Origin of the sequence: Streptomyces sp. McG3, from assembly GCF_018619185.1 — a bacterium.
Taxonomy (GTDB): Bacteria; Actinomycetota; Actinomycetes; order Streptomycetales; family Streptomycetaceae; genus Streptomyces.
The window spans coordinates 1-21,914 of sequence record NZ_JAAXYC010000127.1; the positions used below are offsets into that span (position 1 = coordinate 1).

The window sequence follows — 21,914 nt, forward strand, 5'->3', positions numbered from 1 at the left end:
ATGTAGGGGGGGGCGGGGTCCGTGCCTCCCCGGGGAGGCACGGGTCCGCGCATCCCCCGGGAGGCACGGACCTGCGATCCGCCGGGAAGCGCGGGCACGGGAAAGCCCCCGGGAGGACGGTGGTCCTCCCGGGGGCTTTCGCCTGTCGGTCCTACTTCACGTCGAGGAAGTCGCCCTTGGCCGAGACGGCCGGGGTGCTCGGCGTGCCGGCGAAGCTGTAGCGCCAGGTGCCGTCGGCCGAGGCCTTGACGGTCGACTTGAGGGTGCCGGTGGAGCTGGTCTTGACCGTCTTGACGGTCGAGTAGCTCTTGGCGCCCTTCTTCTTGAACTGGAGCTTCACGGACTGCTTGCTGTAGCCCTTGTACGTGCCGGTGTCCCAGTTGGCACGGGTCAGCTTGCCGGTGACCGTGATGGTCTTGCCCTTCTTCACGGGCTCCGGGGAGGCGTTCACGGTCAGCTTGGAGAAGCGCTGGACGCGGACCTTGGAGACCGCGTCGCTGCCGAACTCCTGACCCTCCTCGGTCACGGCCTCCGCGCCGATGCGCCACCAGGTCGCGTCGGAGCTGACCATGTCCCTCGGGTCGAGGGTGATGGTGCCCTTGCAGGTCGTCGTGGTCGCGTTGACCGCCTTGCAGGTGATCGACTTCCCGTTCGGGCCGAAGCCCATGTCGCCGACGACGTCGTTCTTGATCCAGATGTACGCGGCGACGCCGCCCACGCCCGCGTCGGCGGTGGCCGTGGCGGTGAAGGGCACGGTCTGCTTCGACTTGGTCCCGACCACGATCGGCTTGCCGCCGTTGACGACCGCCGAGGTGACCTTCGGGGCGGCGGCCTTCGCGGTCGCGCCGAACGCCTGCTTCGACTTCTCGCCCTTGGAGGGCTGGCTGACCGAGAAGCCGGGGTCCAGGGTCCACGAACGACCGTCATCGGCCTGCGCGGCCGGTACTGCGAGAGCGGAAAGGGCCAGGGCGCCGGAAACGGCGGCCACGGTGGCACGAATACGCATGTGTCCCCAAGTGGAGAAGGGGTCCCGGGGCGCGCTTGTGTCGTCAGCCCGGCGGGACCCATCTGATCCATGAGCCTCTTGGCTCACAGAAACAGACGGTCGAACCATGCGAATGGTTGTGCGATCTATGACTTTTTCGTGAAGACCGTTACGGACGGCCGTGCGCCCGCCGCTCACCCCTTCCGGGGCCGACGGCGGACGCACGACAGCGGCTACTTGACGTCGACGAAGTCACCGGCGACGGAAACGGCCGGGGTGGTGGACGTGCCGGCGAAGCTGTAGCGCCAGTAGCCGTCGGCCGAGGCCTTGACGGTTGTCTTCAGGGTGCCGGTCGAGCTCGTCTTCACGGTCTTGACCGTCGTGTAGCTCTTGGCGCCCTTCTTCTTGAACTGGAGCTTCACGGGCTGCCCCGTGTAGCCCTTGTACGTGTTGGTGTCCCAGTTGGCGCGCGTGAGCTTCCCGGTGACGGTGAGGGTCTTGCCCTTCTTCACCGGCTCCGGGGAGGCGTTCACGGTCAGCTTGGAGAAGCGCTGGACGCGGGTCTTGGCCTGGGTGTCGTTCCAGATGAAGTCTTCGTCGCTGCCGGTGTCCGCGAGCGCTCCGACGCCGACATTCCAGGTGCCCGCGAGGCTGCTCGTGTAGAGGTCGTCGGACCGCGGGTCGACCGTGATCGAGACGGTGCAGGTGGAGGTGGTCGGGTCCGCCGAGACCTTGCACGTGCCGGCCGGCTGCGTGGGGCCGAGGAACCCGTCGACCTCGTCGATGTGGCCGTGCCACAGGTAGGCGTATGCGTCGGCTATGCCGGACGGAGACGAGGCCGTGATCGCGACGGTGAACTTCTGCTTGGACTTCGTGCCCACCACGATGTCCTTGCCGCCGTTGACGACGACCTTCCTGATGACGGGCGTCTCGACGGCACGGACGGCGCGGGCACGGGCGGCGGGCGCGCCCGGCTCGGCGGCGAAAACGTCCGCGCCGGACGGCACGCTGAAGCCCGCCTCGGGCTTCTCGTCGGCCTGGACGGCCGGTACTGCGAGAGCGGAAAGGGCCAGGGCGCCGGAAACGGCGGCCACGGTGGCACGAATGCGCATGTGTCCCCAAGTGGAGAAGGGGTCCCGGGGCGCGCTTGTGTCGTCAGCCCGGCGGGACCCATCTGATCCATGAGCCTCTTGGCTCAAAGGAACAGACAGCCGCACCACGTGAACGGTTGTGCGAGTCTGTGACTTTTCTGTGAAGCACGTCGAGTGCGGGGCACTCCCGGGGCCTGCACCCCGGGAGCGCCCCGCGCCGGTCGCTACTTGACGTCGAGGTAGTCACCGCCGGCCGACACGGCCGGGGTGGTGGACGTACCGGCGAAGCTGTAGCGCCAGTGGCCGTCCTTGGACGCCTTCACCGTGGTCTTCAGGCCGCCCGTCGCGCTGGTCTTGACCGTCTTGACGGTCGAGTAGCTCTTGGCGCCCTTCTTCTTGAACTGGAGCTGCACGGGCTGCTTGGCGTACCCCTGGTCCTTGAACGTGTCCCAGTTGGCGCGCGTGAGCTTCCCGGTGACGGTGACGGTCTTGCCCTTCTTCACCGGCTCCGGCGAGGCGTTCACCGTGATCTTCGACGCGCGCTGGAACTTGAAGGACTTGGCCTTCTCCGTCCACACGTAGTCGCCGTCGTTGGCGTCCACCCAGGCGTCGACGTACCAGGTCCCGGCCACGCCGTTGCTGTACGCGAGGTCCACCTTCGGGTCGACGACGAACTTGGCGGTGCACGTGTTGCCCGAGCAACTGGTGCTGGACGGGGACAGCATGCCGAACGAGGGGCCGAAGAGCGTGATGTCCGCGTCACTGATGCCGGAGTTGTCCTTGGCCGTGAGGGTGACCGAGAACTTCTTGGCGCCGGACGTGCCGACGACGACGGCCGCGCCGCCGTTCACCGTCACCTTCGTGATGGCGGTGTCCCCCGAGCGGCCACTGGCCTGAGCGGCCGGGACGGCGAGGGCGGAGACGGCCAGGGCGCCGGCGACGACGAAGCCGGCGGATGTGCGCATACGCATGTGTTTCCCGTGGAGAAAGGGCCTTCCCGGGTGAGCCGGGGAGGCCGGTCCGAACGGTCATGGGGCGATTGCCCATGGAGGGCAATCTGTGACTCGTCGGATCAGACCGACCTCACCCGTGAAGGGTTGTGCACGAATATGTGTTTTCCGTGAAGACACTTCTGATCGGGCCCGCACCACCCCGTACCGGACGCGCTCCGCGTCCGGTACCCGGCTCAGTCGAACCAGCGGTCCCGCGCCAGCTCCTCCGTACGCGACGGGTCCTCCAGCAGGGCCGCGACCTCGAAGCGTCGGGGCCACTGGCCGGCCGCCCAGGCCAGGCCGGCCGCCACGCCCTCCAGGGTCGCGGCGTGGACGACCCCGTCCGGGGTGCGGCGCCAGTCCAGTTCGACGCCGCCCGCGCGGAGTTCCGGGTGCTCGACGTACGTGTCCGGGGTGCCGGGTCCGAGCAGGACGCGGACCGACTCCGGTACGCGGTGCTCCTCACCCTCGCTCGTCACGCCCGCCTCGACCGTCTCACCGAGGCGCCGCACCTGGAGCAGCTCGGCCAACTCGGCGGCCCGGGACGGAGCCACGGGGAGCAGCGGCAGCCCCGCCGTCAGCGGCAGCACGTCCGGGGCGTCCGCGATCACGGCGTCCGCCGCGTCGACCACGGCCACGTCCCCGTCCACCACCGCGCGCAGCTCATCCGGCAACGTCACCCGGTCCGGGTCCAGTTCGGCGAGCGCCGTGTAGAGCGCGTGCAGTTGTACGGGGGTGACGGGGCGGTCCTCGTTGGCGAGCCGGCCCAGCAGTTCCGCCGCACCGCCCGGCTCGTCCAGCAGGGCCGCGACCGAGGTGCGCACCCCGAGGGCCCGCAGTACCTGGGTGTCGTCGAAGCCCGTCGCGTCCACCGCGTCGTACAGCCCGGCCAGCCGGGGGTCGCCGCCTCCCGCGCGCAGTCCGGCCGGGCGGCGGCCGTCCAGCACGGGGTGGTCGCGCAGCCACCACGCGGTGTACGGGCGCACGGACTGCGTCGTCCCGTCCGGGAGCAGCACCCGCACCGGCTGCGTCAGCGCGTCGCGCAGCGGCGGCTTCGCCAGCATCGCGAGCGCCTGCGGCCAGGCGTCGTCGTCGACCAGGTCCAGGTCCCGTACGGCGACGATCTCGGTGGCGACGGGCGGCACCGGGGTCTCGGGCAGCTGGTCGAGGAGGTCCTCGCACCACACGTCGACGGCGTCCAGCAGTCCGGCGTCGTCGGGTTCGGCGAAGTCGCTGTCGCGGGGCTCCAGTTCGTCCGGGTCCAGGACGACGTCGGTGGCCCGCACGAGGGCGAAGGTGGCGAGCACCCCGCAGGCGGTGAGCGGGCCCTCCCCCCAGCGATCGGCCAGCTCCTGGTCGGCGAGGGCGAGTTCACCCTCGCGCATGACTTGTGCGAACGGGCTTCCCGGAAGGACCAGTTCGCCGGCGGGGGCGGGCTCACCCTCCTCGTCGGGGAGGGCGAGCGCGCCGAGCCAGGGCTCGTCGCCGGGGGCCAGCTCGGCGTCCCGGACCAGGGTGAGCACGGTCTCGGCCAGTTCGTCGCCGTCGAGCGCGTCCTCGTCCCAGATCTCCCCCGCGTCCAGCGAACCGGCGACGGCCGCCCGCACCTGGGGAGTCGTCAGCACGGCGCGCGGCGTGGCGGGCAGGGCCCCGAGCTTCTCCAGCAGCGGGTGCGCGGCGTCCGGGTGGGCGACCTTGAGGCCCAGCCGGGAGAGCCGGGCGAGAACGGGGCCGGTGAGGGCGTCCGGAAGCGGCAGCAGGATCTGCCGCGGTCCGATCGTGGTGCGCGGCGGACGGCCCGCCCGCCCGTCGTCCGGGTCGCCCGCGAGGGGGACGGGGAGGCCGCTGAGCCGGTCGGGGTCGGTGCCCGCGAGGCTGTCGTAGAGCCGGTGCCACCAGGCGGGGTCGCGCTCCAGACCGGCGAGGCGGTCGATGGCCTCGGTCAGGGGGACTCGGGCGACGCCGAGGGTGCGCAGCTCGGTGCGCCGCTCCAGGCCCGCGGGCAGCAGACAGGGCAGCACCTCGGCGAGCACCCGTACGGTCTCGGCCCCGACGCCCTCGACGACCTCCGCCTCCACGGGGCGCAGAGCGGAGGTGTCGTCGGCGGCGGTCCTCTCCGTCCGGTCCCGGTCCCAGTCGTCCGCCCAGCCCGGCTCGGCCTCGGGGTCCCGGGGCGCTGCGGGCTCCAGGAACGCGACCCGGGGCAGCCGGGCCAGGATCGCACCGCGCAGGGCCCCGTCCAGGCCGCCCTTGCCCAGCGGCCCCGGCACCAGGTCGATGGTCCCGGTCGACACCGGCCGCCAGGAGCCCAGCAGCTCCGCGTACGCGTCGGCCGCCCGCTCCACCAGGAAGTCGGTCAGCGGCCCCGGCGCGGGGTGCCTGCGGGCGGTGTCCAGCGGAAGGGAGGCGATGAGCAGGGCGGGGATGCCGAGCGGCTCGTCGGTGGGCGTCGGGGCGTGCACGACGGGTGCGGTACGGGGGTGCAGCGGGGCGCCCGTCTCGTCGACCGGCACCGCCCAGGTCACCGACCAGTGCGGGCGCAGCCGCTCCTCGACCGGGCGGTCGGCCAGCAGGGCGGGCTCGATGGGCCCGTGGTGGAGCACGGTGCGCCAGCGGCCCGGACCGCGGACGGAGTCGTCGATGTGCGTGTACGGGCCCTGGGCCGAACGGCTGAGGGTCCTCGTCCCGTCCGGGGTCTCGATGACGACCTCGTCCAGGCCGGACAGGGTGAGCAGCAGCGCGTCGTCCACGGCGGCCAGCAGCCGGGCCACCAGGTCCTCGGCGGTGCCGTCGCGCAGCGGCAGCACGACGACGGTGTCGTACCCGTCGGGCGCGGAGCCCTCGGCGGGCAGCGGCAGGCGCAGCAGCGGTACGTGTCCGTCGCGGCGGCGCAGCTCGTCGCCGAGGCCGGGGCTGCCGACGGCCGCCTCCCCGGCCAGCTCGCGCGCCTCGGCCAGGGACCAGCGCACGCCACCGTGCCGGCCGAGCACCGCCGGCTCGTCGCTGACCGCGAGGACGGCGGCGAACCCGACGCCGAAGCGGCCGACGGCGGACTCGTGGCCCTCGCGCTTGGCGGAGGCCCGCAGGGTGCTCAGGGACTCCACGCCGGTGGCGTCGAGCGGCGCGCCGGTGTTCGCGGCGGCCAGCACGCAGCGGTCGTCCGGGTCGCCGGGGGCGGCGGGGTGCAGGGTGAGACGGAGCTTGCCGGGGACGCGGGCGCGGGCGGCGGCGTCGGCGGCGTTCTGGGCCAGCTCGACGACGAGGCGGTCGCGGTAGCCGCCGAGCGCGAGGTCCTCCTCGGCGTTGGCGTCCTCCCGGAACCGGGCGGGCCCGGCCCCCCAGGCGTCGAGCACGCCGCGCCGCAGCCGTGCCGTCCCGAACGGATCGGCCCCCTCGGTCGCCTTCATGCTCACGCTCTCGACTCCGTCCGCTGGGTGGGGGACCGCGTATGCCTGTGCGGCCCAGTGTGCGCCCGAAGGTACCGCGCTTTCCCGGCCCGCCCGGCGTTTGAGGACGGACCTTTGCTCAGGTGAGCGGCCACATCAGGCAGGGGCCGTGGTCACAGGGCCCCGCAACGTCACCCCGGACCCACGTCGACGGTTCCGTCCTCAAGCGCCGCACCGGCTGAAATGGGTCACCGCACCCACCCGGCCCGGCCACCACCCAGCCCGTCCGGCAGAACCCTTGCCCGGGCGGGCGTGCACCGAAGACAGGGCCCTCGGGCCCAGGTCCCCCTAGCGGCACCCCGCGTCCACACCGACGGTTCCGTCCTCAAGCGCCGGACCGGCTGAAATGGGTCACCGCACCCACTCGGCCCGGCCACCACCCAGCCCGTCCGGCGTTTGAGGACGGAACCCTTGCCCGGACCGGCTGAACAGGCGCCCCGCGATTCCGGGCACCGCAAGCCCGGACCCCTCAGCGGGCAGGAGCGTCAGGAGTGGCCCAGGTCCTCCGACGCCCCGTCCGGCTCGGCCGGGACGGAGCCCCCGCCGCGCTCCGGCCGCAGCGAGTACGCGTCCACCCGCATCGTGTCGAGCGCGTGCGGCGCCGGCTTCGGGGGCGCCGGCATCACCGCGGCCTCCGAGTGCCCGCCGCAGCCGTACGCCAGCGACACCACATGCCCGTCCGCCGGGCCGAACTCGTTCGCGCACACCCCGAAGGCCTGCTTCAGGGAGCCCGCCATCGGGATCAGGAACGCGCAGCTGACGCACGTCGCCGGGGCCGCCTGGGCCATCGGCGTCTTCGGGCCGAACGCCTCGTCCCAGCGGTCGGCCGCCGCGTACAGCCCGTACCGGGACAGCACCCGCGCCCGGCGCGTACCGAGCTCGTCCGCGACCGCGGCGATGGACCCGCGGCTGGTGGCGGCCACCGGCCGGTCCGTCAGCTCGGCGTCCTCCGAGTCGACCAGCTCCGCCAGCTCCCGGGAGACCACGGAGTTCGGCGGCGGTTCGTCCTCGCCGGTCCAGCCGGGCTCCAGGCGCAGGTCCTCCGCCTCGGTGGGCAGCAGGTCGCCGGGGCCCATGTCGCCGGGGCGCAGCCGCTCGCTCCACGGGACCCACTCCGGCGCCAGGAGCGCGTCGTCCCCCGGCAGCAGCACCGTTTCGTCGAGGGTGACGTTCTTCGCGCGGGAGGCCCGCGCGACCGTCACCGCCCAGCGCCAGCCCCGGTACCCGGGCTCCTTGGCCTCGAAGTAGTGCGTGACGACCCGGTCTCCCTCGGAGACCACGCCGATGTGCTCACCGACCACCCCGGGCGCGGCGGCCTCCTCCGCAGCCGCACGCGCGAGGTCCACCGCCTCGGCGCACAGGCGGTCGGGAACGGGGGTCCGGGCCGTACGGCTTCGCGTCGTCGTCGCAGCACTCACAGGTCTTCGCTTCTCTCCATACGCCAGTCTCACGAGCGCGCCAGCTGCTGCACGATTGCCGTTTCGGCCAGACAGGTGCGGGCGGAGCGGACCAAGGGGCCGCGTCGACGTCCACACCCGTTGTGCCTGCCTCGGGCGCGCCTTCTGCCATCCATTCTGCGGGATCGCCGAGAGGCGCGCGGCCAAGAACAACCGCCGGTGGCGCGTTACGCACGCTACCCTCTCCGCCGCGCTGCGCCCACCTGCCCGTCCCAAACGTGCCGTATCCGTTCGCGCCGTCTTCCCGCCGATGCCGATCGGACGGCGGTGGCGGCAGGGCCCCGGACGGTTCCGGCGGGCTCGTCCGACAGGGCGTCACACGCGCGTCCGCGGCCGATCACCGTTCATACCGGCCAGGGTTGGGGCACTATGACGGGGTGACTGCCGCCAGGTCGCACGACGGTCCCGGCCCGCTCCGCAGGGCGGGACGGGCGACGGGCCATGCCCTGCGCGCCCCGTTCACCGGCACGGCGCGCGGTATCCGCAAGGCGACGCACGCCCACGGCGCGGGGGAATCCGGCCTCGGAAAACTGATCGAACTGCACGCGGTGAACGGCGCGGGCGACGTCATGATCACGGTCGCGCTCGCCTCCACCGTCTTCTTCTCGGTGCCCACGGACGAGGCGCGGGGCAGGGTGGCCCTCTACCTCGCCATCACCATGGCCCCCTTCACCCTGCTCGCCCCGGTGATCGGCCCGCTCCTGGACCGGCTGCCGCACGGCCGGCGCGCCGCGATGGCGGGCGCGATGCTGGCCCGGGCGCTGCTGGCGATCACCATGTCGGGCGCGGTCGCCACGGGGGGCCTGGAGCTGTATCCGGCCGCGCTGGGCGTCCTGGTCTCGTCGAAGGCGTACGGCGTGGTGCGCAGCGCGGTCGTGCCACGGCTGCTGCCACCCAAGTTTTCCCTGGTGAAGGCCAATTCCCGGGTGACCCTGGCGGGGCTGCTGGCCACCGGGGTGGCGGCCCCGATCGGGGCGGGCCTCCAGGCCATCGGCTCGCCGTGGCCGCTCTACGGCGCCTGCGCGATCTTCGTCGCGGGCACGTTCCTCGCCTTCACCCTGCCGCCCAAGGTCGACTCCGCGAAGGGCGAGCGCCGGGCGCGGCTGATCGTCCCGCACCACGAGGACACCACGCCGCGGCCCGCCCCCGGCAGGGGCAGCACCCGGGCGGGCCTCCGCAGGGGCGGCAACAGGGAGAAACCGGCCAGGGAGCGGCCGCCGGGCCTGCGGTCCGTCGGCGGGTCCGTCCTGCACGGGCTCCAGGCCAACGCCGCGCACCGGGCCCTCTCCGGCTTCCTCATCTTCTTCCTGGCGTTCCTGCTGCGCGAGCACCCGCTGGCCGGGCAGAGCGCGGCGGTCTCGCTCGGCATCGTCGGCGTGGCGGCGGGCGTCGGCAACGCCTGCGGTACGGCGGTGGGCTCCTGGCTGCGGGCCCGCGGCCCCGAGGTGATCATCGCGACGGTGCTGGGGCTCGCCCTGAGCATGGCGGTCCTGGCCGCGGTCTTCTTCTCCACGGTGCTGGTCGCCGCGCTCGGCGCGGTCGCCGGCTTCACCCAGGCCCTGTCCAAGCTGTCGCTCGACGCGATGATCCAGCGGGACGTGCCCGAGGAGGTCCGCACCTCGGCGTTCGCCCGGTCCGAGACGTTGCTCCAGATGGCGTGGGTGGTCGGCGGCGGGATCGGCATCGCCCTGCCGCTCAACGCGGTGCTCGGCATGTCGGTCGCCGCGGGCATTCTCGCGCTCGGCGCGGCCACGTCCGTACGGGGCCTCCTGGGGGCCGCGCGGCGCGGCACGCCGCACCCCCGCGTGGCATGAGCGGGGGCGACCGATAGCCTTCGGCCCATGACCGTTGCGTTCTTCTCCGGTAAGGGCCGTCGAATCGGCGTCGCTCTTGGTGCCGTGTCCGCGGGACTCCTTGTCCTGTCCGCCTGCGACAAGCCGACGCCGCTCGCCACCGTGACGGTCGGCAGCGACTCGGTGAACACCGAGGCCGCCTGCTACAACGACGGCGATGCGATCAAGGAGTCCCTGATCCAGGGCTGCCTGAACAAGAAGGCCGAGAAGTCCCTCACGGTCTCCATGGACGACAAGGTCCGCTTCGGCGTCGACCCCGAGATCGCCGAGAACGGCTGGACGCTCTTCATCAACGGCCAGCAGGCCGAGCAGGAGCCGTACAAGAAGACCTACCGGACGATCCCCGGCAGCGCCTTCTTCGCCAGCCAGACGGGCCAGCCGTCCGAGAAGACGAACATCTCCATCGTGGAGACCAAGGGCAAGAAGCTCACGGGCATCTGGCAGTTCGAGCTCAAGAAGGACTGACCCGCTCACCGAGGAGCGCCCTTCCCCCGTCCTCGACCCTTGAGGCTGTACCCATGCGTGTGCTGGTCGTGACCGCTGTCCCGGTGGAACGGGACGCGGTCACGCGTGCGTTCGGGGGCGCGCCGGAGACGGTGGCGCTGCCGGGGGGCGAGCTGCACCGCGGCGGCGCGTTCGACGTCCTGGCGGGTGGTGCGGGCCCGGCCGCCGCCGCCGCGGCCACCGCCTTCGCCCTGGCGTCGGCGTCCGCGCCGTACGGACTCGTCGTCTCGGCCGGGATCGGCGGGGCGTTCACCCCGCTGACGCCGCTCGGCTCGCTGGTCGTGGCGAGCGACATCGTCGCCGCCGACCTGGGCGCCGACACTCCCGACGGCTTCCTGCCGGTCACCGCGCTGGGCTTCGGCCGGGACCGCTTCTCCGCCCCGCCCGCGCTCGTACGGGAGGTGGCGGCCGCCGCGGGCGCCGCCGCCGGCCCCGTCCTCACCGTCTCCACCGTGACGGGCACCGCCGAGCGCGCCGCGGACCTGCTCGCCGCGCACCCGGGGGCGCTGGCCGAGGCGATGGAGGGCTTCGGGGTCGCGGAGGCCGCCGCCCGGGCCGAGGTGCCCGTACTCGAACTGCGGGCCGTGTCGAACGCCGTGGGCCCCCGCGACCGGGACGCCTGGCGCATCGGCGACGCGCTGGCGGCGCTGACGGACGCGTTCGGGAAGACCGCACCCGTACTGGAAGGTTGGAACCGGCATGACGACCGACACCACAGCTAGCCGGGGCCCGGCCGGGGACGCGATCGAGATCGCCTTCTCCCCCTGCCCCAACGACACCTTCGTCTTTGACGCCTGGGCGCACGGCAGGGTCCCCGGCGCGCCCGCGCTGGACGTGACCTTCGCCGACATCGACATCACCAACGGCATGGCCGAGCGCGGTGAGCTGGACGTCCTGAAGGTGTCCTACGCCGTGCTGCCGTGGGTGCTCGACGACTACGCGCTGCTGCCGTGCGGCGGGGCGCTGGGCCGGGGCTGCGGTCCGCTGGTCCTCACCAAGGAGCTGGGCCTCGACCTGACGGGCCGGACCGTCGCCGTGCCGAGCGAGCGCTCGACGGCGTACCTGCTGTTCCGGCTCTGGGCGGCGGAGATGGTGCCGGGCGGCGTCGGCGAGGTCGTCGTGATGCCGTTCGACGAGATCATGCCCGCCGTCCGGGACGGCAAGGTCGACGCGGGCCTGGTCATCCACGAGGCCCGTTTCACGTACCGGAACTTCGGTCTGCACAACCTCGCCGACATGGGCCGGCACTGGGAGGACACCACGGGCCTCCCGATCCCTCTCGGCGCGATCATCGCCAGGCGCTCCCTCGGCGAGGAGACCCTGCGCCGCCTGGCCGACTCGGTCCGCAGCTCGGTCCGGCTGGCCTGGGACCACCCGGAGGTCTCGCGCCCGTACGTCCTGGAGCACGCCCAGGAGATGGACCCGGCCGTAGCGGACCAGCACATCGGGCTGTACGTGAACGAGTTCACCGCCGACCTCGGTGAGGACGGCTACGCGGCGGTCCGCGGCCTGCTGACCCGCGCGGCGGCCGAGGGACTCGTACCGCCGCTGGGCCCGGACGCGCTGGCGTTTCCCTGAGCGGACCGGAAGGACACCTCACGGTGCACAACACGTCGACCGCCCCGTTCACACTGGCGTTCTGGAAGGAAGGCCGCACCCACGAGCAGCGGGCGGGCTACCGGGGCACGGCGGCGGAGTTCGGCGAGATCGTCCTCACCGCCCCGCTGCCCCGGAAGTACACCCCGGACAGGGTGGTCTCCGAGGTGCGCGGCCCGTCGGTCCCCACGGCGGTGTTCGAGACCCGCGGCATCCACACCGAGGCCGCCGGCCTGCCGACGCTCAACCGCTCGGTGCTCCGGGTCGGCGACGCCCTGGTGCACCTGCGGCGCAACCGGTTCGGTCCGACCCGCCGGGCCCGCGCCCTGCACTTCCGGTACGGCGGTGACCACTACCGGCTGCGGGCGGTGAACCGGAAGCAGTTCGTCCTGACCCGTCGGGCCGATGACGAGGACCCCGGTGTGTCCCTCACGGCGAAGCAGTCCGGGCTCGGCGGCGGAAGGAAGCTGGTGGTGCGGGCGACGGGCCGGGCCGTGGCCGCGGACATCGTGCTCGTCACGCTCTTCGCCGGTGTCGACCGCGCGCCGCTGACCCGCTCGGGCGCTGTGCGCGCGGCCCTGGGCAGGTCCACCCGGCTCTTCGCGGAGAGCCAGGCCTGACCCGGGCGGGGGCCGCGCCACGACAGCGCATCGGCGGGTTGCGTCCGCTACACGTCGAGCTGGTCGGCGACCGCCCTCAGCAGGCCCGCGATCTTCGCGCCGGCGGCCTTGTCGGGGTAGCGGCCCCGCTCCAGCTGCGGCGTGATGTTCTCCAGGACCGTCGTCAGGTCCTGCACGATCGACGCCAGCTCGTCCGGTTTGCGGCGCTGCGCGGCCGCGACGGACGGGGTGGGGTCGAGGACCACCACGGAGAGGGCCTGGTCGCCGCGCTGGCCCGCGACCACGCCGAATTCCACGCGCTGGCCGGGCTTGAGGGCGTCGACTCCGGCAGGGAGAACCGACGAGTGGACGAAGACGTCGCCGCCGTCGTCGCGGGAGAGAAAGCCGAAGCCCTTCTCGCTGTTGAACCACTTGACCTTGCCGGTGGGCACGTCTGTCCTCGTCCTCGTACTCGTCGGTGTGCGGAAAGAGCCGGTCCCCGGGGAAACGGCTCCGGATAGCAGTACAGCGGGTCACCATGACCCGCCCGGTCCCAGGCTAATGGGCCCCCGGCCGGTGACAAGACGTCGCCGGAGAGTTCCTCCGGGCTGGGAACTACCCTGGTCGCGTGAGTACTACTCCTTCAGGCGCAGGTGACCGGCTCGTTCAGGTCGGCGCGATCGTCTTCTTCGTCGGCGCACTGGCCACTCTGGTCACCGTGGCCCCCTTGTTCCTGGGTACGGACCCGTTCCCTCCGGTCGCGTACGCGGTCTGCATGCTGATGGGCGTCGGGTTCCTGATCGCCGGGGCGGGCGTCGTGCGCTCGGCCTGGTCCAACTCCCCGAAACGGGCCGCGAACCGCGCCTGACGCCCCTCCGCGTCACGCCATCCGGTCCGCCTCGAAGGCGGCCAGCCAGGCCGGGAAGCCCGTCAGGTCCTCCAGCACCACGTCCGCGCCCGCCGTCCGCAGCTCCGCCGCGTCGCACGGGCCCGTCGTGACCGCGACCGACAGCGCACCGGCGACCCGGGCCCCGCGTACGTCGCCGGTGTGGTCGCCGACGTACACCTGCGCGCCGTGCTCGCGCAGCGCCTCGCCCTTGGCCTCCGCCCACAGCCAGCCGACCACCGTGTCCGGCTCGATACCGAGGTGGGCCAGGTGCAGCTTCGCGTTCGGCTCGTACTTCGCCGTGACGACGATCGCCCGGCCGCCGAGCGCCCGCACCGCGGCCACCGACTCCCGTGCCCCGGCGAGCGCCGTGCTCGGGGCTATCGCGTGGTCGGGGTAGATCTCCCGGTAACGGTCGGCCGCGGCGGCCACCCGGCCGGCCGGGAACCAGTGCGCCAGCTCCGTCTCCAGCGGCGGGCCGATCCGGCTCACCACCAGGTCGACGTCGATCTCCACCCCCGTCTCCGCGGACAGCGCCCGGTAGGCGGCCGCGATACCGGGCCGGGAGTCGACGAGCGTCATGTCGAGGTCGAAGCCGACCGTCAAGGGGTGCTGACGCGGGTGCTGGGGAGTGTTCTGATCCAAGGAAGCCATGCCTGCCATTGTGCCGACCGGCCGGGAGCTGTCCCGAAGCCCCCGTCGGCTCCGAAATGCCGCCGCTTAGACTGAGAAGCGCACTTAGCCAAGCCTTACCGTCCTGGCCCCGCGCCCCGGCGTTCCCTCCCGTTCCGTCACGTCCGCGTCCGTCCCGATTGGGTGAAATGTCAGCGTCAGCGCCCGTGCGGACCGCCGCGCCACCCCGTACGCCCCGCCTCTCCCGACGTGCCGCCTCGACGGCCGCGGCCGTGCTCGCCCTGCTGCTGGCGGTCCTGCTGAGCCTCGCCGTGGGGGCGCGTTCCATCCCTCCGGGCGAGGTGTTCGACGTCCTGCTGCACGGCGGGCACTCCGACGCCGCCGAGGTGATCCGCACGATGCGGGTGCCGCGCACGCTCATCGGGCTGATGGTCGGCGCGGCGCTGGCCCTCGCGGGCACGGTGCTCCAGGGGATCACCCGTAACCCCATCGCCGATCCCGGCATCCTCGGCATCAGCCAGGGCGCTTCGGTGGCGGTGGTGATGGCCATCGCGTTCGCGGGGGTCCACACGCTGACCGGGTACGTGTGGTTCGCCTTCGCGGGCGCGGCGCTCGCCTCGGTCGCCGCCTACGCCATCGCCTCCAGCGGGCGCGGCGGCGCGACCCCGGTGAAGCTCGCGCTCGGCGGTGCGGCGATCAACGCGCTGCTGGTGTCGGTGACGGTGGGAATCCTCACGACGAACGCCGCGGCGCTGGACGAGTTCCGCTTCTGGCAGGTCGGCTCGATCGCGGGTCGGGAGGCGGACGTCGTCCAGCAGGTGTGGCCGTTCCTCCTCCTCGGGGCGGTCCTCGTGCTCTCCGTCGCCCGCGGCCTGGACGCGCTCGCGCTCGGCGAGGACGTGGCGAAGGGGCTCGGGCAGAACGTCGCGGCGGTCCGGATCGTCGGCGGCATCGGGGCGACCGTGCTGACCGGGGTCGGGGTCGCCGCCGCCGGACCGATCGCGTTCATCGGCCTCGCCGTCCCGCACATCGCCCGCGCGGTCGTCGGCAACGACCACCGCTGGGTGCTGCCCATGGCGGCGCTGATCGGGCCCGTGATGCTGCTGGTCTCGGACGTCGTCGGCAGGATCGTGTTCCCGCCGGGCGAGGTCCCGGCGGGCGTGATGACGGCCCTGATCGGGGTGCCGTTCCTGGTCGCCCTCGTACGCCGGAAGGCGGTGCCCGCATGAGCGATACGTCAACGGCCGTACGGGTCCGGCCCGCCGGCTACTCCGTCGTGAAGGCCGGTCCGCGCGGCCGGTTCCTGCTGCACCGGCGGGCCTCCGTCGTCGCGGCCGCACTCGTCGTGCTCCTGGCCGCCGTCTGCGTCGTCTACCTCTGCGTCGGCGAGAGCTTCGTCGCACCCGGCGAGGTCGTGAAGGTGATCCTCGGGCAGCCGTCGTCGGCCGAGCTGGTCGTGGGCACGCTGCGGCTGCCGCGCATGGTCGTCGGGCTGCTGGTGGGCGCCGCGTTCGGGATCGCCGGGGCGCTGATCCAGACGGTGGCCCGCAACCCGCTGGCCAGCCCCGACATCATCGGCATCAGCCAGGGCGCCAGCGCGCTCACGGTCGGTGCGATGACCTTCGGCATCACCTCGTACACCGTCCTGCCCTACCTCTCCGTCGTCGGCGGCATCGCGGCGGCGGCCCTCGTGTACGTCTTCGCGTGGCGCGGCGGCCTGCACGCCACCCGCTTCGTCCTCATCGGCATCGGCTTCGCCATCGCGCTGCGGTCGGTGACCACGCTGTTCCTGACCAAGGGCGACTACCTGGTCGCCCAGCAGGCGCAGATCTGGATGACCGGTTCGCTGAACGGGCGCGGCTGGTCGGAGGCCGCCCCGATCGGCTGGACGCTGCTGATCCTGCTGCCCGCCATCGCCTGGGCGGCCCGCGCGCAGCGCACCGTCGCGATGGACGACGACACCGCCACCGCGCTGGGCGTGCGCCTGGGGCGCGTACGGCTGGGACTCGTCGCGCTCGGCGTGGTCCTGGCGTCCGTGGCGACGGGTACGGCGGGCCCGGTGGACTTCGTGGCGCTGCTCGCCCCGCAGGTCGCCCGCCGGCTGACCCGGACCGCGCAGATCCCGCTGCTGTCCTCGGCGCTGCTGGGCGCGGTGATCGTCGTCCTCGGCGACCTGCTCGCCCGCAAGCTGTTCTCGCCCACCGAACTGCCCGTGGGCGTCCTCACGGCGGCGGTCGGCGCCCCGTACCTGATCTGGCTGATCATCCGCGGTCACCGCGGCCGCAGTGGAGGCACCGCATGAGCCCGAGCCCGACGACCGACACGGCGCAGCGGACCGGCAGGCTCGCCACGCGCTCCCTGACCCTCGCGTACGAGGACCGCACCGTGGTCCACGAACTGGACCTCACCGTGCCCGACGGGCAGGTCACCGTCATCGTCGGGCCGAACGCCTGCGGCAAGTCCACCACCCTGCGGGCGCTCGGCCGGCTGCTGAAGCCGCGCGGCGGGGCGGTCCTGCTGGACGGTACGGAGCTGGCCCGGATACCCACGAAGCAGATCGCCCGGTCCATCGGGCTGCTCCCGCAGACCCCGGTCGCGCCCGAGGCGATCACCGTCTCCGACCTGGTCGCGCGGGGCCGTCAGCCGCACCAGAGCTGGTGGCAGCAGTGGTCGGACGAGGACGAGCGGGCGGTGACCGACGCGATGGCCCGTACCGACGTCACGGCGCTGGCCGACCGGCCGGTGGACGAGCTGTCGGGCGGTCAGCGCCAGCGGGTGTGGATCGCGATGGCCCTGGCCCAGGAGACGGACCTGCTGCTGCTCGACGAGCCGACGACGTATCTCGACATCGCGCACCAGGTGGAAGTCCTCGACCTGGTACGCCAGTTGGCCTCCCCCGCCGCCGACGGCACCCGGGGCCGCACGGTCGTCACCGTGCTCCACGACCTCAACCAGGCCGCCCGGTACGCGGACCGCCTGGTCGCCATGAAGGAGGGCCGGATCGTCGCCGAGGGCCGGCCCGGGGACGTCGTCACCGCCGAGCTCGTCGCCGAGGTCTTCGGCCTGGAGGCGGTGATCGTCCCGGACCCGGTGACGGGTTCGCCGCTCGTCGTCCCGAGTGCCCCCTGGAGCCCGTCCCCGGCGGGCTCCCCCTCCCAGAAAGGTCTGTGACATGACGTCCTTCCTCCGCGACCGCCGTGCCCTCGTCGCCGGCTCCCTCGCCGTGACCGCCGCGATCGCCCTCGCCGGCTGCGGCTCGTCGGACCCGGCAGCGGACTCCTCCGGCTCCCCGGCGAAGACGCGCACCGTCTCCACCGCGAACGGGGACGTCGACGTGCCCGCGTCGCCGAAGCGGGTCGTCGTCCTGGACTCCGGCGAGCTGGACTCCGCGATCACCCTCGGCGTCCGGCCGGTCGGCGCGACGCACTCGGCGTCCGAGGACGCCTTCCCCTCCTACCTCCCCGCGAGCGAGACGAAGGACATCACCCCGGTCGGCGAGATCGCCAACGCCAGCCTGGAGTCCGTCGCCGCGCTCAAGCCGGACCTGATCCTCACCAGCAAGGTCCGCGACGGGGAACGCTACGACGAACTGAGCAAGATCGCCCCGACCGTGATGACGGAGGCGACCGGCAGCGCCTGGAAGGAGAACTTCCAGGTGCACGCGGAGGCGCTCGGCAGGCAGGCCGAGGCCAAGAAGGTCCTCGCCACGTACGACACGCAGGTGGCGAAGGTGACGGAGGCGCTGGGCGGCAAGGAGAAGGCCGCCGCGACGGACGTCAACTTCGTCCGCTTCGTCGAGGGCGCCGAGATCCGTATCTACGGCAAGCAGAACTACATCGGCTCGATCCTCGCCGACATCGGCACCGGCCGCCCCGCGATCACGGACAAGGCGAAGGACGGGTTCTCGTACGACGTGTCGCCCGAGAAGATCGACCTCGCGGACGCGGATGTCATCTTCACGTCGACGTACGGCGACCCGGGCAAGGCCGGGACGACGAAGACGATGAACAGCGGCCTGTGGAAGGGGCTGAAGGCGACCGAGGACGACAAGGTCTTCAAGGTCGACGACCGCCTGTGGATCGCGGGCATCGGCTACACGGCCGCCGGCAAGATCCTGGAGGAGTTCGAGGCCAGCATGACGAAGTAGGGCCTCGCGTTCGGATCACGCCGGGCTCGCGGGGTCCCCGATCCGACCTGATCCGACCTGATCGAACGGAAGACCCCCAGCCCTCATCCGGTGCTGCGCCCGGCCGGAACGGGCCCCGCTCAGCCGGCCCGCCTCCGCGCCCGCCACACCAGGTAGAGCGCGGAGGCGACGGCGGCGACGCGGACGACCACCGGCCAGGTGTCCAGCAGGACGTCCCGCATGGCGCCCTCGCGGATCGGCTCGCCCCAGCGCCCCTCCATCCGCCCCCACACCCAGGCGAGGGCCCCGGCCGCCACCACGCCCGGCAGGCCGAGCGCCGCCCACTTCGCCTCCGTGCGGGAGAGGGTGCGCGAGCTGTACGCGATCAGCCAGCCGCCCGCCAGGGGCAGCCAGGAACCGGTGACCACACCGGCGACGAGCAGGACGGCGGCCAGGAGCAGCAGTGGATGGGCGAAGCCGCCGCGGGGGGCGGAGGCGGCGGCCCCGGGCTCGACGACCACCGCGGTCGCCTTCTTGCGGCGGCGGAGCTTCAGGACGCGCAGGGCACGGCGGCGCGCGGCGGTCCCGGCCCCGGCCTTCCCGTCCGCCTCGTCGGCCCCGCCCGCCGCGCCTTTCTCGTCCTTCTCGTCCTTCTCGCCCTTCTCGTCCCGCCCGTCCTTCTCGATGGCCCGCGGCCGCCTCCCGAGCAGCTCCGGGGCCTCGATGCCGCCGAAGAAGCCGGGGATGGCGGTCCCCTCGTCGAAGGGGCCCGGCTCCAGGCGCCACCAGTCGGTCGCGTCCGCGTCCCCCTGCTGGTCCTGGCCGAGCATGTGCGGGGCGGAGGGATCGGGCCAGTCGCGGACAGGGAAGCCGCCGCCGTCGGCATGGTCGTCCGGGGCGGGAGCCGGACCGGGCACGGCGGCGGACCGCGCACCGGGAGCACGGTCGGGGGACCGGTCGGAGGCGCCACCGGACGCACGGTCGGAAGCCCGGTCGGAGGCACCACCGGACGCACGGTCGGAAGCCCGGTCGGAGGCGCCACCGGACGCACGGTCGGAAGCCCGGTCGGAGGCACCACCGGACGCACGGTCGGAAGCGCCGCCCGGAGCGCTGCCGGCGCCGTCCCCGGGACCGCCGCGCGACGCGCCCCACCCGAAACCGGCTTTCGGCTTCCCGAGGGCCTTCGCCGCCCGGCCGTCCCCCGCCCCCGGAGCGGGCTCCTTCGGCTTCCCCGGCTCCTTCGGCTCCTTGCGGAAGAGTCCGCCCCGGGGGCGGGGGAGGGAGGTCCGCCGCTGCTGCTCGCCGCCCCCGCTCCCGGTCCCGGCGGTCGGCAGGGTGACCGTGCCGTCGGCCGACTCCGCCGCCGCGGCGACCAGTTCGTCCGGGCTGCCCAGCCTGCCGATGATGCGCCGCACGGTCGCCGGGGAGTCCGCGCCCTCCACGCCGCGCTGCCGGTCGATCTCACCCCGAAGTGTCGAAACCAGGCGCATCCGGGCGCCCGACGACAGCTGTTGCCGCTGAGCCAGGTCGCCGACCCGGCTCAGGTAGTCGTAGACGAGCTGGTCACTCTCGATCCCCACGCGGTGCATCCCCTCTACCGGCCCTGCCCCGACGGTAGCGTTCCAGCGGCTACCGTGGGACGGATGGGGACGACCACACCACCGCGCACGCTCGCCGAAGCCCTGCGCGCCCGGGGCGACGAATCGCTGGCCGGGCTGCTGCGTGCCCGCCCCGACCTCCTCAATCCGGTGCCGAACGACATCACCCAGCTCGCGACGCGGGCCGGCACGCGGGCCTCCGTCGTCCGCGCACTGGAACGCCTGGACCGGTTCGCGCTGCAGACCGCCGAGGCGCTGGCGGTGGCCCCGGACCCGGCCCCGTACGACGCGCTGCTCTCCCTGCTCACGGGCGACGGCCTGGACGACGGCGACCAGCGCGACGACGCGGGGGCGGCGATCACCGCCGCGCTGCCGGGCGCGCTCTCGACGTTGCGCGAACAGGCCCTGGTCTGGGGCGAGGCCGACCGGCTGCGGCTGGTGCGCACGGCCCGCGAACTGCTCGCCCCGTCCCCGCAGCACCCCTCGCCCACGGGCCTGGGCCCCACGGTCTCCGAGGCGACGGCCGGGATGTCGCCGGGCCGGCTCCAGGAGATCCTGGCGACGACCGGTCTGCCCGCCACGCACGACCCGGTGTCCGCGGTGGCCGCGCTCGCCGCCCTGTTCACGGACCGGACGCGGATGGCGGAACTGCTGGACACCGCACCGGTGGAGGCGCTGTCGGTCCTGGACCGGCTGGTGTGGGGCCCGCCGTACGGGGAGGTCACGCCCAACCCCACTCCCCCCGTGAAGTGGCTGCGCGACCGGGGCCTGCTGCTGCCGGTCTCCACCCGCACGGTGGTCCTGCCGCGCGAGGCGGCCCTGCATCTGCGCGCCGGGCGCGCGCACCGCGTACCCGAACCGGTCCCCCCGGCCGTCGCGGCGGCCGCGACACGCGATCCACAGGCTGTGGACAGGGCGGCGGCCGGGCAGGCGTTCACGGCGCTGTCCACGGTCGAGGAACTGCTGAAACTCTGGAACGGCGGCGGCCCCGCGATCCTGCGCGCGGGCGGACTGAGCGTCCGGGAGCTGAAGCGCGCCGCGAACTCCCTCGACGTGACCGAGCCGATCGCCGCGTTCTGGATCGAGCTCGCCTACGGGGCAGGCCTGTTGGCCTCCGACGGGGAGCCCGAGGAGCGGTACGCGCCGACGCCGGCCTCCGACGAGTGGCTCGACCTGCCCGCCGAGGACCGCTGGACGCATCTGGCCACCGCCTGGCTCGCGGCCACCCGGACCCCGGGCCTGGTCGGCGGCCAGGACGCCAAGGGCCGGGCGCTGTCCGCACTCGGCCCGGAACTGGACCGCTCGGCCGCCCCCGACGTACGCCGCCGGGTCCTGGCCCTTTTCGCCGAACTCCCGCCGGGCACCGCGCCGGACGCCGAGACCCTGCTGCGACGGCTGCGCTGGGAACGCCCGTTGCGCGGCGGCGCGACCCCTCCGACCGGCGCGGGCGAGGGGGCGGACCTCCGCTCCCGCCTCGCCCTGTGGACGCTCAACGAGGCGGAGCTGCTGGGCGTCACGGGCCGGGGCGCACTCTCCGCACAGGCCCGCGCGCTGCTGGACGAGGGCCCGGGCGCGGCGGCGGCCCGCCTCGCGCCGCTCGTCCCCGAGCCCCTGGACCACGTCCTGCTCCAGGCCGACCTGACGGCGGTGGCGCCCGGCCCGCTGGAACGCCCCCTGGCGGAGACGCTCTCGGTCCTGGCCGACGTGGAGTCGAAGGGCGGGGCGACGGTGTACCGCTTCACGCCCGGCTCGGTGCGCCGCGCCCTGGACGCCGGGCAGGCGGCGGCCGACCTGCACGCGTTCCTGGCCGCGCACAGCCGTACGCCGGTGCCGCAGCCGCTGAGCTACCTGATCGACGACGTGGCCCGCCGCCACGGCCACCTGCGGATCGGATCGGCGTCCGCGTACGTGCGCTGCGACGACGAGGCGGTCCTCAACGAGATCCTGGCCGACCGCCGCTCCACCGGGCTCCGCCTCCGCCGCCTGGCACCCACGGTCCTGGCCTCCCAGGCCGACCCCGGCTCCCTCCTGGAGGCCCTGCGCGACATGGGCTACGCGCCGGCCGCCGAATCCGCCGAGGGCGACGTCCTGATCACCCGTGCCGGCGCCCGCCGCACCCCGCCCCTGTCCCTTATACACATCTGACGC

19 protein-coding genes are annotated in these 21,914 nt (G+C 73.5%); 11 read left to right on the forward strand and 8 right to left on the reverse strand.

What is annotated here, in order from left to right:
* Positions 1 to 151: 151 nt before the first annotated feature.
* The 5 genes from HET64_RS20780 to HET64_RS20800 all read right to left on the reverse strand — a co-directional run bounded on the left by HET64_RS20780 (position 152) and on the right by HET64_RS20800 (position 7,932).
* Positions 152 to 1,006 (reverse strand): calcium-binding protein, encoded by an 855-nt coding sequence (locus tag HET64_RS20780; protein WP_215107758.1) that lies wholly within the window; start codon positions 1,004 to 1,006, stop codon positions 152 to 154.
* Positions 1,007 to 1,218: 212 nt separating this feature from the next.
* Complete coding sequence (locus HET64_RS20785) at positions 1,219 to 2,097, reverse strand: calcium-binding protein (protein WP_215107759.1); 879 nt, start codon at positions 2,095 to 2,097, stop codon at positions 1,219 to 1,221.
* Positions 2,098 to 2,300: 203 nt separating this feature from the next.
* Positions 2,301 to 3,047 carry a calcium-binding protein gene (locus HET64_RS20790; RefSeq protein WP_215107760.1) on the reverse strand — a complete coding sequence of 249 codons (747 nt, stop codon included), beginning with the start codon at positions 3,045 to 3,047 and terminating at the stop codon, positions 2,301 to 2,303.
* Positions 3,048 to 3,262: 215 nt separating this feature from the next.
* The gene (locus tag HET64_RS20795) at positions 3,263 to 6,475 is read right to left on the reverse strand and encodes a sacsin N-terminal ATP-binding-like domain-containing protein (RefSeq protein ID WP_215107785.1); all 3,213 of its coding nucleotides are present in this window, start codon (positions 6,473 to 6,475) and stop codon (positions 3,263 to 3,265) included.
* A 524-nt stretch (positions 6,476 to 6,999) separates the two neighbouring features.
* Positions 7,000 to 7,932, reverse strand: coding sequence for a DUF3027 domain-containing protein (locus HET64_RS20800; RefSeq protein WP_308370252.1), 933 nt, complete (start codon positions 7,930 to 7,932; stop codon positions 7,000 to 7,002).
* A gap of 416 nt (positions 7,933 to 8,348) precedes the next feature.
* Between HET64_RS20800 and HET64_RS20805 the strand changes: the two genes are divergently transcribed.
* From HET64_RS20805 to HET64_RS20825, 5 genes are read left to right on the forward strand one after another with little or no spacing between them, the layout of a single operon-like run.
* Complete coding sequence (locus HET64_RS20805; RefSeq protein WP_215107762.1) at positions 8,349 to 9,785, forward strand: MFS transporter; 1,437 nt, start codon at positions 8,349 to 8,351, stop codon at positions 9,783 to 9,785.
* Positions 9,786 to 9,812: 27 nt separating this feature from the next.
* Positions 9,813 to 10,289 (forward strand): DUF2771 domain-containing protein, encoded by a 477-nt coding sequence (locus HET64_RS20810; RefSeq protein WP_215107764.1) that lies wholly within the window; start codon positions 9,813 to 9,815, stop codon positions 10,287 to 10,289.
* A 53-nt stretch (positions 10,290 to 10,342) separates the two neighbouring features.
* Complete coding sequence (locus tag HET64_RS20815; protein WP_215107766.1) at positions 10,343 to 11,050, forward strand: futalosine hydrolase; 708 nt, start codon at positions 10,343 to 10,345, stop codon at positions 11,048 to 11,050.
* Positions 11,028 to 11,906 carry a 1,4-dihydroxy-6-naphthoate synthase gene (locus HET64_RS20820; RefSeq protein WP_215107768.1) on the forward strand — a complete coding sequence of 293 codons (879 nt, stop codon included), beginning with the start codon at positions 11,028 to 11,030 and terminating at the stop codon, positions 11,904 to 11,906. The genes HET64_RS20815 and HET64_RS20820 overlap by 23 nt, the downstream gene beginning before the upstream one ends.
* Positions 11,907 to 11,929: 23 nt before the next feature.
* A complete protein-coding gene (locus tag HET64_RS20825; protein ID WP_215107770.1) occupies positions 11,930 to 12,544 on the forward strand; it encodes a hypothetical protein in 615 nt (204 codons plus the stop codon).
* A 47-nt stretch (positions 12,545 to 12,591) separates the two neighbouring features.
* On the opposite strand, the gene HET64_RS39680 is transcribed toward HET64_RS20825, so the two are convergent.
* Positions 12,592 to 12,975 (reverse strand): cold-shock protein, encoded by a 384-nt coding sequence (locus HET64_RS39680; protein WP_006126557.1) that lies wholly within the window; start codon positions 12,973 to 12,975, stop codon positions 12,592 to 12,594.
* 176 nt (positions 12,976 to 13,151) lie between these two features.
* On the opposite strand from HET64_RS39680, the gene HET64_RS20835 reads away from it, so the two are divergent.
* Positions 13,152 to 13,391, forward strand: coding sequence for a hypothetical protein (locus HET64_RS20835; protein WP_215107772.1), 240 nt, complete (start codon positions 13,152 to 13,154; stop codon positions 13,389 to 13,391).
* A gap of 12 nt (positions 13,392 to 13,403) precedes the next feature.
* Here HET64_RS20835 and HET64_RS20840 read toward each other — a convergent pair whose 3' ends face one another.
* Positions 13,404 to 14,063 carry an HAD family hydrolase gene (locus tag HET64_RS20840; protein WP_215107774.1) on the reverse strand — a complete coding sequence of 220 codons (660 nt, stop codon included), beginning with the start codon at positions 14,061 to 14,063 and terminating at the stop codon, positions 13,404 to 13,406.
* A 167-nt stretch (positions 14,064 to 14,230) separates the two neighbouring features.
* Between HET64_RS20840 and HET64_RS20845 the strand changes: the two genes are divergently transcribed.
* Genes HET64_RS20845 through HET64_RS20860 form a run of 4 tightly spaced genes read left to right on the forward strand, consistent with a single transcriptional unit; the run spans position 14,231 to position 18,189 of the window.
* Positions 14,231 to 15,271 carry an iron ABC transporter permease gene (locus tag HET64_RS20845; protein ID WP_215107776.1) on the forward strand — a complete coding sequence of 347 codons (1,041 nt, stop codon included), beginning with the start codon at positions 14,231 to 14,233 and terminating at the stop codon, positions 15,269 to 15,271.
* Positions 15,268 to 16,344, forward strand: coding sequence for an iron chelate uptake ABC transporter family permease subunit (locus tag HET64_RS20850; RefSeq protein WP_215107778.1), 1,077 nt, complete (start codon positions 15,268 to 15,270; stop codon positions 16,342 to 16,344). Before HET64_RS20845 ends, HET64_RS20850 begins: the two co-directional genes overlap by 4 nt.
* Complete coding sequence (locus HET64_RS20855) at positions 16,341 to 17,213, forward strand: ABC transporter ATP-binding protein (protein WP_215107780.1); 873 nt, start codon at positions 16,341 to 16,343, stop codon at positions 17,211 to 17,213. Before HET64_RS20850 ends, HET64_RS20855 begins: the two co-directional genes overlap by 4 nt.
* A gap of 1 nt (position 17,214) precedes the next feature.
* Positions 17,215 to 18,189 carry an ABC transporter substrate-binding protein gene (locus HET64_RS20860; RefSeq protein WP_215107782.1) on the forward strand — a complete coding sequence of 325 codons (975 nt, stop codon included), beginning with the start codon at positions 17,215 to 17,217 and terminating at the stop codon, positions 18,187 to 18,189.
* 119 nt (positions 18,190 to 18,308) lie between these two features.
* On the opposite strand, the gene HET64_RS20865 is transcribed toward HET64_RS20860, so the two are convergent.
* A complete protein-coding gene (locus tag HET64_RS20865; RefSeq protein ID WP_215107784.1) occupies positions 18,309 to 19,757 on the reverse strand; it encodes a hypothetical protein in 1,449 nt (482 codons plus the stop codon).
* A 54-nt stretch (positions 19,758 to 19,811) separates the two neighbouring features.
* On the opposite strand from HET64_RS20865, the gene HET64_RS20870 reads away from it, so the two are divergent.
* Positions 19,812 to 21,911 carry a helicase-associated domain-containing protein gene (locus HET64_RS20870; RefSeq protein ID WP_251145626.1) on the forward strand — a complete coding sequence of 700 codons (2,100 nt, stop codon included), beginning with the start codon at positions 19,812 to 19,814 and terminating at the stop codon, positions 21,909 to 21,911.
* Positions 21,912 to 21,914 lie beyond the last annotated feature (3 nt).